This window comes from Dyadobacter frigoris (assembly GCF_005280585.1).
In the GTDB taxonomy this organism is placed as follows: Bacteria; Bacteroidota; Bacteroidia; order Cytophagales; family Spirosomataceae; genus Dyadobacter; species Dyadobacter frigoris.
In genome coordinates this window covers 624,446-636,243 of the sequence record NZ_SZVO01000001.1, presented here as the reverse complement: position 1 = coordinate 636,243, position 11,798 = coordinate 624,446, and the positions used below count along the sequence as shown (strand labels likewise).

Here is an 11,798-nt window from a genome sequence, read left to right as displayed (position 1 = left end):
AACAAAAACCCTGTGCCCTTCTCCCTAACTCCGTGGCTCTCTGTGTAACCTACCTACCAAAACTATGAACGGGAAGAAAGTTAAGTATATCATTGCAGGCATTATCGCCATTTTAGTTGGTTATATCATTTACGATTCAAGTTCTCAGCCGACGGTCAATGATCTGAAAGGCAATTTTAAGGAAGTCGCGCTATATCGGAATCCTAATAATACAGGTCCGATTTTGCGGATTTATGCCGTAACAGTTCAGGGTGAGCCTTGGGAAGAAATGCAGAAATACGGTGATTTGATGCCTTACACGAAATATGGAAACACAAAAGTTTTCTTTTTCCAGGAAGGTAAATCAGTGCCTGCTTCGCTCGTATTGGAAGAGCCGAATTTCGATGCTCAGTTTCAGCAAAATTGTATTGCCAGGTATGAAAAAGACGCAAACGGACAGGTTTCTTTGAGCAAAAAACCTTTTAATCCATAAGACGAACCCTATCTTTGTAAAACGTTTTGACTAAAATTTCTTTCTAAAATGACCGCATTTGATATCGTAAAACAATATTATAACGCATTCAACGAAAAAAACTTTGAAGGAATGCTCTCTCTACTCCACCCGGAAGTGCGTCACGAACCGAATCAGGGCGAAGTAAGAACAGGTATCGAAAAATTTACGGAATTCATGAAAATGATGGACGATTCGTACGAAGAAACGCTTACGGATATGGTGTTTTTCTCCGAACCAACTGACAAAAGGGTTTCTGTTGAATTCGTCGTAAATGGAATTTACAAAAAAGGCGATGAAGGTTTCCCGGAAGCGCGCGGACAAAAATACGTCCTGCCAGCCGCTGCGTTTTTAGAAGTAACGGACGGAAAAATCAGTCGGGTTACGACATATTACAATCTGGAACTTTGGATTAAGCTGGTATCTTGAAAGCTAATACCGATTAGCTTTTAGCTGGATCTAACTGAAACCTGGTCTTCGCTCAAAACCATTGATCTTTATATTTTCTAAAACATTATTCATTGCGACACTAACAGCCAATTCCTAAAAGCTAACAGCCAAAAGACATGTCACTTTCATTTCTGACCAAACAAGGCCAAGCGATTGAATCTGTTTTTGATGATCTGGCGAAATTGCGGATCTCAGTTTTTCGGGATTACCCTTATTTATATGAAGGTACGGAGGAGTATGAAAAGGAGTACTTGAAAATTTATTCAAACTCCGATAGTTCCTTTCTTTTTGCCATCTATGACGGTGAGAAGATGGTTGGCGCCACAACCTGTATTCCGTTGCGGGATGAAACAGAGGATATTCAGGCACCATTTAAAGAAGCCGGTTTTGATATAGGCAGCATTTTTTATTTTGGAGAGAGTATATTGCTTAGTCAATACCGTGGTTTAGGACTTGGTCATCGTTTTTTTGATGCACGGGAAGAATACGCGGAAAGTTTTGGCACATTTAAGACAACCTGTTTTTGTTCTGTTGAAAGAATAAATCATCCGGCCGAACCTGCTGATTATCGCCCCAACGATACATTTTGGATTAAAAGAGGATATAAAAAAGTCCCGAATTTAAAAGCAACGATGGAATGGCCGGATATTGGCGAAAAGATTTCTACACCCAAATCGATGATTTTTTGGATGAGGGAAACCGTTTAGCTTTTGGCAGTTAGTTTTTAGCCAGATCAGCCTTAGAAAGGGTGCAGAGCACCAAAATACTTGTAGAAAAAAGAGCATCAATTCAAAAGCAAAGGTGCAGCGCACCGGAATACTTGCTAAACCCATTTTTTTAAAATTCACAACCGCAATATTATTCCTGTATGATTATCGCCTCCGCCAATTACCCCATTACTGAACACGCTACTTTTAACAATTGGCGTGCGCATGTTGAACTTTGGGTTATTGATGCTGTAAAACAAAACGCCGGGCTTTTACTTTTCCCGGAATATGGTGCGATGGAACTGGTTAGTATTTTTTCCAGCGAGATCAGAAACGATATCCGTCGTCAGGTAATTGAGCTTGATTCTTTGAAAGAAAAATTTTGCGGTGTCTTCGCTGAATTGGCTAAAAAATATAACGTCATCATAGTTGCGCCAAGCATTCCCGTCATTGATAACGAAAGAAATGTGAACCGCGTTTATGTTTTTTCTTCCAAAGGGCTGGTCGGTTACCAGGACAAATTCTTCATGACCCGCTTTGAAAATGAAGAATGGGGAATTCAAAGCGGCGTTAAAAATCTTACTCTTTTCGAAGCTTCCTGGGGCACTTTTGGTATTCAAATCTGCTATGATGTCGAATTTTCTCTGGGTTCGCAACTGCTAAGTTCAACCGGCGCCTCACTGATTTTAGCTCCAAGTTGTACAGAAACCATTCGTGGAGCAACGCGTGTACATATTGGAGCACGGGCCAGGGCCATGGAAAATCAAGCTTATACAGTCGTTTCTCAAACGGTCGGTAATGCACTTTGGTCGCCGACTGTAGACATCAATTATGGTTTTGCCGCCTTTTATTCAACACCCGATAAGGATATGCCGGAAGAAGGCATTATTTCAATGTTAGAGCCACAAAAAGTAGGCTGGCTAATTCAGGAGCTCGATTTTGCCAAAATAAAAACCGTTCGTGATACCGGTCAGGTTTTCAATTTCATGGATCATCAGCATCTGCATATTGGATTCAAAAACGAAGGAATAAACATCATCCGAAAATCCGTATAACTTGCTCATACTGGCAAAAAAATCAAATCTATGAAGCAGGAACTACGGCTTTTCTTTACAGCACTTCAATTTTACACCCGTCTCCCAGCTCCTCCCTGGGTTGGTTACAATTCGGACGATATGAATAAGGCAACGCGATATCTTCCGCTGATTGGCTGGATTGCCGGTTTTACTTCCTGTATTTTTTTGCTTCTTGGTACTTATCTGATTGACCTCTCAACCGGCCTTATTCTTTCCATGATTTCATCCATTTTATTAACCGGCGCTTTTCACGAAGATGGCTTCGCTGACGCCTGCGACGGTTTTGGCGGTGGCTGGACCAAAGAAAAAATCCTGGAAATCATGAAAGACAGCCGCGTCGGAACCTACGCCGTTGTCGGACTTATTCTTTTGCTGGGACTGAAATTTTCGTTGCTTAAAGCATTAACTCCAACCATTCAAGATCAACCTTTTTTGGTTTTGCTGACTTTGATCAGCGCCCATGCACTAAGCAGATTTATGGCTGTGACGATGATTTTCACACATGCTTATGTCCGGTTTACCAATGACAGCAAGTCAAAACCGGTAGCAGAAATTGGAAATAAAAACACGCTTTTCATTGCGGCGATTTTTGCATTGATCCCATTACTGGTTTTATGTTTTCTTTTGAATCAACCGGTACTTTTATTGGTGGTTCCTTTTCTTTATCTGATCAAAATAATGCTTGCCCGTTACTTCACAAAATGGATTGGCGGCTACACCGGCGATTGCCTCGGTACAACGCAACAGGTTTCTGAGATCGGCTTTTATCTCTTCACGGCTGTTTTATGGAAATTTATCTAGTCCGGCATACCACCCCTTCCCTTTCGCCCGGACTGATTTATGGCCGGCTGGATGTTGCTCTGGAAGACACTTTTCAGGCTGAATTTGAAATCATAAAAACGAAACTTCCTGGCAATCCCGATGTCATTTATTCCAGTCCTTCCACACGCTGTACCTTATTGGCACAAAAAATAAATCCCGTTGTCACCACTGATTCCCGGCTACTGGAATTAAACTTTGGCGATTGGGAAGGAGCAACCTGGGATACTGTGAATGAATCAGATTTAAAAATCTGGATGGACGATTTTGTGAATATCGCCGTTCCGGGCGGTGAAAGTATGCAGCAAATGTCTGCTCGCGTTCTTTCTTTTTGGTCTCAATTGATACAATCAGGTTATGAAAAGGCGATTATCGTAACGCATGGAGGAGTAATAAGATTAATTCTCGCCCATCTTCGTACCATTGAACTGGTCAATACTTTTGATATTAAAGTTGCTTATGGAGAAGTTGTTACAATCAACATTCCAGAGATTGTAAACATTAATTAATCACTAACTTTTCAACATTTTCAGCGCTTGGGTATAACTTTTTAAGGTAGATATTAACTCGACATTTACCTTAAAACGAACATGGATACTAACATTGAGATTTTAGGCGATCAGGAAGAAACCTTGGGAACAGCTGAGGATTTGAGAGAAGAAATAGCAGTAGAAGTAGTGCAGCATGAGGTGGTTGGAAGTCATGTTAAAATTGAATTTGAAACCTCAAAAGGGCTCTGTACCGGTTATTATTTTGTGAGTGATCTGGGTCATGAAGAGTTGAACATGGAGCCTGATTCCATCATTATACTCACCAATTTATTTCCCGATTATTACGGCGCTTACATCAATTCGCTCAATAGAGATTGGGTTGATATTGATCTTTCGGTGAAATATGACGGTTGTCCTGAATATAAGATTTATAACAGGCACGTGGTTTTATAGATTGATTTATTCATTGACTCTGATCTTATCAAATAATTCCATTTCACTCTTTCCACTTTTCGTAAATAAAACTCATTTTTAATTAATTAAAGAAAGCGGATGTTTGAAACGAATTTAAAAAAAATACTCCGTTTAGTTGAAAACATCCAGCCATCTACTTATGGCAATACCCGCAATTTTCAGGACGGGGCAGTAACCCGTTTGTCGCCTTATATTTCCCGCGGAAATATCACAACAAACCACGTTTTTACAAGTTTATTAAATCGTGGTTTTAATCCATGGGAAATTGAACGCCTGATTCAGGTGGCATTAATTATACCTTTATAGAATAATAAATTCATTCTAAACTAAAAAAGCACTTAACGATTTCTCATTAAGTGCTTCAAATCAGGCTCAAACCAATAAGTTTACCCCTCTTATTATTTATCAATTATTCATTAAACAACAATAAAAGCCTCATTAAAATTAGCAAAGCTATACTTCGTAATTTTATTTGCAGGATGAGTATCTGCCAACTCTACTGGCTCTTTATTTATTACCAAATCCTCAGGTTTAAATTTAATGTTGAACAGCTTAAGCCCCGCATAGTCCGAAAAACCTTCTTTATTAGCTCCTGATAAAGTAATGTCTTTTTCCATTTGTTTAAGCCATCCCAGCTCCTGATACTTTTGCTTTGTAACGGTAGCCTCAGCTTCATCGATTACGATAGCCTTTTTTATTTCACCTATCCAATACCGTTTTTTTGTTAAACCGTTAATAGAATAAAGCCATATAGGATATGTTTTATTTGCATGGGCAGCCTGCCCTTCCCGAATCGGTTCAAGAAATCCGTATTGATAGCCATCAATTATCTTACTGCTATCAAATAACCACTCTTCCGGTCCATAACCAAATTCTCCTTCATGCGTACCTTTCAACGAACTTTTCCCGATGCTGCCAGAAGGCCGCTTCCATCCCAGTTCATTCCAGGTTAACCTCGCAACCTTTTTGTTAATAATGGAATTAGGAAATACCAGGGTTATGTTATCGGTAGTAGTTACCTTAAAAATTGTTTGGTACCAATTTTCATTCTTTGTTCCAACTGGTATCAGGCCAGAATATAGATCTTGCTCTTCATCCCAGGCAATTTCCAGCCTTCCTTTCTCTGCGTCATCGGTATTGGTTACAGTCCCAATTACTTTAACATCAACATTCTGGTATCTATTGCGCAAACTGCTAACAGAAAACCGGTCATTTACCTTAATGGCTTTTAGCGCATCTAAAGTACTTTTGTTCACTCGATCTTTCAGGTTCAAGTCAGTAGCCCAATAGTTTTGTTGAATGAAATCTTTCAACATATTTTGTGGATTACTTATGTGCCCATGATTGGAAGACCCCACCCAGTATGCAATTGCCATAAATTTTATCGGTTAAAAAACTATTAATTTTAAACATTAAGGTCATAAACCTTGATCTATTCTTTTCAGGAAACTCAAAATCTCTTATTATTTCACACTGACCCTATCCGGATAATTCGCATTTTTGATTACTTCAAATCAGTCAAATAAGGCTCTGAAAAAATGAGGCTTAGCAGCAGTGTATGAAAAGATGAGGCAAAAATCAAGATTATTGTCATAAACGAAAAAAGCACTTAACGATTTCTCGTTAAGTGCTTCTGAACCAGGGCTCCCGAAGTTGGGCTCGAACCAACGACCCTCTGATTAACAGTCGTAATTTTCTCAAATCACACCCATAATCTGCACTTAATAAAGTATTGACTAAGAATCACTTGTATTCTTTTAGTTCTTTCTGTGACTAATCGAAATACACGCAAATTTCTTAGTTGTGTATCAAATTGTGTATCAAATTTTAAGTCAAAATGGGAATCTCAAAACCAACATTTTTAGTAGTACTTGACGATCGTCGAGAAAAATCAGACGGAACATTTCCTCTTAAACTTCGGGTAACTTATGACCGAAAGAGGAAGTACATTAACATTGGAATTGATCTAAGCAAAGAAGATTTTAATAAAATAAATACCTCAAAACTAAATCATCTTAAAGATGCAAAGGTAAAGATTAAATTACTCGAAACAAAAGCAGAGAATATATACAAAGGAATGACAGATTTTAGCATCACGGCATTCGAAACATTGCTTCTTGAAAAACCAGAAGAGATTAAACCAAGTGATGTTTACAGTTTACTTTCAAAATACATTTCCCAATTAAAATCCGAAGACCGTCATTCCACTGCATCTTCTTATGAATGCGCACTGAACTCGTTAAAGAAATTTAAAACAAAACTAAATTTTGAAGAGATAACACCTGAATTCCTCAACGCATATGAACGCTTCATGGTTAGTGATGGAAAATCGTTAACCACTGTAGGAATTTACCTAAGATCGTTACGGACGGTTTACAATCAAGCGATTGAAAGTAAACTTATCAAACAGGAATTTTATCCATTTAAAAAATCGAAGTTTCAGATTCCTGCCGGACGTAATATTAAAAAAGCGTTGATATTATCTGATATAGAAAAAATCTTTTCATATCAGACTGTAGAAGGTTCTGGTATGGATAAAGCAAAAGATTTTTGGATATTTTCCTATTTATGTAATGGACTGAATCTTAAAGATATCTGTAAAATACGTTACAAGGATATTGATGGTGATAACTTAACGGTAGTGCGCTCAAAAACAAAACGATCCACCAAAGCGAATCAAAAATTAATTAGCATTCACCTAACGGATTACTCTAAAGCAATAATTAAAAAGTGGAGTCAAAAAGAAGTATCACCTTTAACCTACATTTTTCCTATTTTGCCAGAGAATGTAAGTGCTAAACGGGAAAGGGAATTAGTCCAATACCTTACTAAAACTGTTAATAAACACATGAAAGCAATTGGTAAAGTCTTGGAGATAGCAAAACCAATCACCTCTTACACTGCAAGACATTCATTTTCAACTGTCCTAAAACGCAGCGGTGCTCCGTTAGAATACATTTCCGAAAGTTTGGGACATAGTAGTTTTCAGACAACTGAGAATTATTTAGATAGTTTTGAAAATGAATCGAGGAAACAATATTCTAATCTTTTGACAAAATTCGATGGAAATAAATGACGATGAATATTTTGACCGATTGGTTGATGACGCTAATTCACCTTGGTATTCGCCTAAGTGGGCTATCTATAATATTTCATACGTTTTAGATGATATTTCAGCCTCTGATTTAAATGATTTTTTTGAAAATAAACGAGATGATCTCAAAGTAATTAATTTAAATGAAGATGAAATGGAGGTCTTAAATGCCTTCGGCTCCTTTGACTTCTCGAATTATGCAACAACCTGTGAGAACTACTTAAAGCAAATCACTTTTTTAGAATCAATAGGAATCAGAAAAGAGGAAAAATATCTTACAGTTATTTTGGCACTACTGAAGGTTGGATGCTGGGGGATTTATCAAGAAGGTGACAGTATTTTTAATTATGCCGAATATGTTGGCCGAACCGAAAAGGAATTTATTTCGGAAAAAAAACGCTTCAAATATGTAAGTGAATTGTTCCAAAGGTTAAGATATGAAAAACTAAATTTAGACCATATTGAGGAAGAAGGCGAGGCGAAATTTGACTTGAAATTTCCACTTGAATCGGTTGTTTTTAAGTTTAAATGTGCCGACGGTTCTTCTGAAGATAAAGTATTTAAGTTTATAACAGTACCAGGACAGAGAAATCCTATCGCCAATTTCCTTTCAAGTTACTATGAAATTTTAAAGGATGATAGACGTCAAATCTTTGAAAAACTTGGGTTTTTGATGTTTAATCAAAAACTCACTATTGATGATGTCTTCCCCCCGTACAAATTATTTTGTTATCGTTTCATTCAATTTTTGGATGAAAAAATCACACTTTCGACTGATGTTGAAGCTTCACGGAATAACCTTCTATTAGTTTATTATGACCTACTAATTAGAGCAAAATTTACAGTAAATATTTCTCCTTCATATGCAAAATATCCAGCTAATAGAATTAGTTATCTCAAAAAATGGTACTATGCAGGTAAAAAAATTGAAGAAAGTTCAAAATAGAGTATTGCAATTAGATATTTTTTAAAAGTATTACAAAACAAAACGAGTATCAGATTTTGATTGGGAATCAAATTAAAATCTGGTACTTCAAAATTGGAGAAACCACCCAATTAAAGTACTTAGACAATTCCTTCTGAGGTTATAAGTTAGTCAAGTTTCTATGCAAACTTTGTGACTCACATTTAATCAAAGAAACATGAATAACAAATCACCGATCAATACTTCTGAGTATATTTTCCTCCCAGAAATATATCTTGAATCTAAAATTCAACTCGCAGTAAAGACAGCAATTTTAGATTTACAAAAAACATCCCTTAAAAATTCGAAGGAGATATTAAGAGTTTCAGAAGCTGCTGCGCTTTTAGGTCTGCATCCTTCGACCATTTATAGGCACATTCGGAACAATCAAATACCCTTTGTTAAGCGTAATGGATCCGTTTGGTTGTTGCGATCACAACTACTCTCGTGGTTAAAATATAATGACAAACCCGTCGTAGATGTTGTTTTAGAGGTGTTAAAAACTAATAAAACTTGTGTTTTAGTTTTCCCTGAAAAGCATGAGTGAATCAGAAATAAAAGACGCAGCTCCCGTATTGTTGGGCAGAAATATTTTCCCATACAGTTTGCGAGACGTCTCTAAAACACTCACTCAGTCGGACGTCAATGGCAGAAATAAACTTTGTAGATTTCTTAGGCAAGAGGGTATTTTTGAGAATAGCGGACCAGTGAAACTATATCTGGATTTAGGTTATTTTAAAATCAATTACAGATATACAACAACGGGCTATTACGCTGGAGTCACTTCCGTTTCAGCCGTTGGTTTAGAATTCATAACAAACCTTGTTACCGAAAAACTTGGAGAACCTGTAACTCCTTCAAAAAAATCTCAATCGAGAAAACCAGGACAATTAACTAATATAAATTTTTTACTAAGATGAATCAGTCATTCTTATTTTCCATTGAAGATGTAGCAAAAAAGACAGGCAATCCATTGATTGCTACACGCCCCAAGATGTTTGCTTTTTTACGCCAGTACGGTATTATTAAAGATCTTCTCCCACAACCGGAATTTGTCTGCAAAGGCTACTTCACTGTTGAATTTCGGCACATAAGTAAGGCAAACAAAACAGTGCCTGTTATTCGGGTCTCTAAAAAAGGGATGACTTTTATCCAAAAGTTTGCGAAACTTATTTATGAATGAGATGACACAATAACTGTACACACGGTCGACATCACCAGGGTGCATTTTCGATGCCACCTTTCAAAAATTGGGATGTGTTAAATACTCAACACAGAAAATCTGCAAAACGGATACACACTATAAAGCAGACCCATACCAACCTTCACTAATTATAACCAGGAGTCAATTGTACCGTCAGCATATCTTTTAGTTCGATTGACTCCTAATAAATGCCATTACAAAATGGAAAAAACTAAAAATTCAGTGCCCGATCACGCAAAATTAGCTGCACGTCTTCTCAATCTGAAAGAGATCGAACAACGAGTGGCAAAGATTGCCGCTGGTTCAATTATTTTCTCTCCCGCACTCATCACGAAGGATGGAGTGCCTATTATAACACGGGGAACGATTAATATAATTCAAGGTCGTCAGGGATCACATAAAAGTAGACTGGCTGAATTATTTTGTAGCGTTCTTCTTTGTCCAGAAGAAAAAACAATAGAATCTCTTGGATTTGAAAAAGTTGAAAATCAAAGAGTAACGGTAGCGTACGTGGATACCGAAAGAAGTCAAACGGAAGAATTTCCCTCGGCAATTAAGTCAGTCATTACTAAGATCGGATTCTCCGATTCAAAGGAAGTACCAGATTTTCGATTTACATCTTTGAAAAACACTGAACGAACTAATCGAATGAACGATTTAAAAATCTTCATCAACGATATTAGAAAGGAATCAACCAATCCACTTTTTGTTCTGCTTGATGTTATTACTGATTGTTTGCTAAGTTTCAATGACCTCGGGGAGACGATGAAATTACTTGACTACATTGGCAAATTGTGTGAAACATGTGACGCGACATTCCTTTTGGTGATTCATGAAAATCCGGGATCTGATAAGGCCCGTGGGCACTTAGGATCCGAATCGGTCAACAAATCGGCGACTGTAATGCACATCGGCTTTGAGAAAGGTTCAAACGGAGAATATACGGAACTTCTCCAATTAAAATTTATTAAGCAACGACATGCAAAACGATTTGACCCAATACCTCTTATATTTTCCCAAGATACAATGTCGCTGGAAATTGCGGATCCTGCACTTGTAAAATCGATTGCCGATCAACGAAGGAGTAAAGCCAGTGTTTTAGACATTGCAACAAGGTTGACCGGGTATTTAAAACCTAAACTTGAACAGAAGGAGTTACTCGCAAGTTTAAACAGTGATTTCAACTGCTCTGCTAACACGATGAAGGGACGTTTGGAAGAGATAGAGCGGAATTGTACTCCAATTGATAACGAACATGGTGTAGCCTGCAATTTGAAGATTATTTCGACAAATGGTAAACCGACGGTCTACCAACTGTCAGAAATACAAGTTGTAGATTTGGTTGTATAAAAAACAGACCCAACCAGCACAATTACATATATACGGTGTTTGTTCTGGTTGGGTTTTCACAAAGTCGATCCTCTTTTAGGATCAATATAGATTCTTCGTCCGTTCAGATTATTTTCAAGTTCAGGAAGAAAACAGTAGCACTCTGTTAAACCTGTAAAATTTCGTCCCTTTAAATGTACGTTCAACTCAAGGTAATTTTTCGTTTTGTTTCCTGTGAACGTATAACTTACAACGTCAGAATTATGGAAGGTACAGCGTCCAGATGTGACATTTAATTTAGTATCACCCAACCTTCTAAAACTCTGAAAGCACTGTGTCAAGTACCCCATAAAAACTGGCTTCTGGTGATTCAAATAATATTCGTCATCATCTAACAACTTATTAATTCCCAAGTCATCCAGGGTAAGAAATAAATGCAAAAAATCTGTTTCGTTGATTAGCATAAAGTGCTTGATGGAAAATGCTGTTTTGTACCAAAATTTGTTTTCTGATACGATTCAAAACACTGGTAAATCTATAAGTCGTATTCGACTTTAACCATACATAAGGGTTCCTGTAATTGAATACTATACAGCATGTTGTATTTATAATCTTTCCATATCAACTCGTTAATTTTTACATACTTACTATTCAATATTGAAACCCAGTTATTAATTTCAGAAGACGGATTGATTACTAT

15 protein-coding genes are annotated in these 11,798 nt (G+C 37.2%); 14 read left to right on the top strand and 1 reads right to left on the bottom strand.

Annotation, left to right across the window (positions count from 1 at the left end; translation table 11 throughout):
* Positions 1 to 64: 64 nt before the first annotated feature.
* The 8 genes from FDK13_RS02900 to FDK13_RS02865 all read left to right on the top strand — a co-directional run bounded on the left by FDK13_RS02900 (position 65) and on the right by FDK13_RS02865 (position 4,813).
* Positions 65 to 472 carry a hypothetical protein gene (locus FDK13_RS02900; protein ID WP_137338465.1) on the top strand — a complete coding sequence of 136 codons (408 nt, stop codon included), beginning with the start codon at positions 65 to 67 and terminating at the stop codon, positions 470 to 472.
* A 48-nt stretch (positions 473 to 520) separates the two neighbouring features.
* On the top strand, positions 521 to 919 hold the full coding sequence (locus FDK13_RS02895; protein ID WP_137338464.1) for a nuclear transport factor 2 family protein: 399 nt from the start codon (positions 521 to 523) through the stop codon (positions 917 to 919).
* 137 nt (positions 920 to 1,056) lie between these two features.
* Positions 1,057 to 1,647 carry a GNAT family N-acetyltransferase gene (locus FDK13_RS02890; protein ID WP_137338463.1) on the top strand — a complete coding sequence of 197 codons (591 nt, stop codon included), beginning with the start codon at positions 1,057 to 1,059 and terminating at the stop codon, positions 1,645 to 1,647.
* 161 nt (positions 1,648 to 1,808) lie between these two features.
* On the top strand, positions 1,809 to 2,702 hold the full coding sequence (locus FDK13_RS02885) for a carbon-nitrogen hydrolase family protein (RefSeq protein WP_137338462.1): 894 nt from the start codon (positions 1,809 to 1,811) through the stop codon (positions 2,700 to 2,702).
* A gap of 30 nt (positions 2,703 to 2,732) precedes the next feature.
* A complete protein-coding gene (locus FDK13_RS02880; protein ID WP_137338461.1) occupies positions 2,733 to 3,524 on the top strand; it encodes an adenosylcobinamide-GDP ribazoletransferase in 792 nt (263 codons plus the stop codon).
* On the top strand, positions 3,509 to 4,051 hold the full coding sequence (cobC, locus tag FDK13_RS02875) for an alpha-ribazole phosphatase (protein WP_137338460.1): 543 nt from the start codon (positions 3,509 to 3,511) through the stop codon (positions 4,049 to 4,051). Before FDK13_RS02880 ends, cobC begins: the two co-directional genes overlap by 16 nt.
* Before the next feature lie 81 nt (positions 4,052 to 4,132).
* Entirely contained in the window at positions 4,133 to 4,486 is a 354-nt protein-coding gene (locus tag FDK13_RS02870; protein ID WP_137338459.1) for a hypothetical protein, read from the top strand.
* A 99-nt stretch (positions 4,487 to 4,585) separates the two neighbouring features.
* On the top strand, positions 4,586 to 4,813 hold the full coding sequence (locus FDK13_RS02865; RefSeq protein ID WP_137338458.1) for a hypothetical protein: 228 nt from the start codon (positions 4,586 to 4,588) through the stop codon (positions 4,811 to 4,813).
* A gap of 110 nt (positions 4,814 to 4,923) precedes the next feature.
* Here FDK13_RS02865 and FDK13_RS02860 read toward each other — a convergent pair whose 3' ends face one another.
* Entirely contained in the window at positions 4,924 to 5,883 is a 960-nt protein-coding gene (locus FDK13_RS02860; RefSeq protein WP_137338457.1) for a hypothetical protein, read from the bottom strand.
* A gap of 461 nt (positions 5,884 to 6,344) precedes the next feature.
* On the opposite strand from FDK13_RS02860, the gene FDK13_RS02855 reads away from it, so the two are divergent.
* The 6 genes from FDK13_RS02855 to FDK13_RS02830 all read left to right on the top strand — a co-directional run bounded on the left by FDK13_RS02855 (position 6,345) and on the right by FDK13_RS02830 (position 11,119).
* On the top strand, positions 6,345 to 7,583 hold the full coding sequence (locus tag FDK13_RS02855; protein WP_137338456.1) for a site-specific integrase: 1,239 nt from the start codon (positions 6,345 to 6,347) through the stop codon (positions 7,581 to 7,583).
* Positions 7,570 to 8,547 (top strand): hypothetical protein, encoded by a 978-nt coding sequence (locus FDK13_RS02850; RefSeq protein ID WP_137338455.1) that lies wholly within the window; start codon positions 7,570 to 7,572, stop codon positions 8,545 to 8,547. Before FDK13_RS02855 ends, FDK13_RS02850 begins: the two co-directional genes overlap by 14 nt.
* A 196-nt stretch (positions 8,548 to 8,743) precedes the next feature.
* Entirely contained in the window at positions 8,744 to 9,112 is a 369-nt protein-coding gene (locus FDK13_RS02845) for a helix-turn-helix domain-containing protein (RefSeq protein WP_137338454.1), read from the top strand.
* Positions 9,105 to 9,485, top strand: a complete 381-nt coding sequence (locus FDK13_RS02840) for a hypothetical protein (protein ID WP_137338453.1) — start codon at positions 9,105 to 9,107, stop codon at positions 9,483 to 9,485. The genes FDK13_RS02845 and FDK13_RS02840 overlap by 8 nt, the downstream gene beginning before the upstream one ends.
* Complete coding sequence (locus tag FDK13_RS02835) at positions 9,482 to 9,748, top strand: phage antirepressor KilAC domain-containing protein (protein ID WP_137338452.1); 267 nt, start codon at positions 9,482 to 9,484, stop codon at positions 9,746 to 9,748. Before FDK13_RS02840 ends, FDK13_RS02835 begins: the two co-directional genes overlap by 4 nt.
* Positions 9,749 to 9,970: 222 nt before the next feature.
* Positions 9,971 to 11,119, top strand: coding sequence for a P-loop NTPase family protein (locus FDK13_RS02830; protein ID WP_137338451.1), 1,149 nt, complete (start codon positions 9,971 to 9,973; stop codon positions 11,117 to 11,119).
* The last annotated feature ends 679 nt before the right edge of the window (positions 11,120 to 11,798 follow it).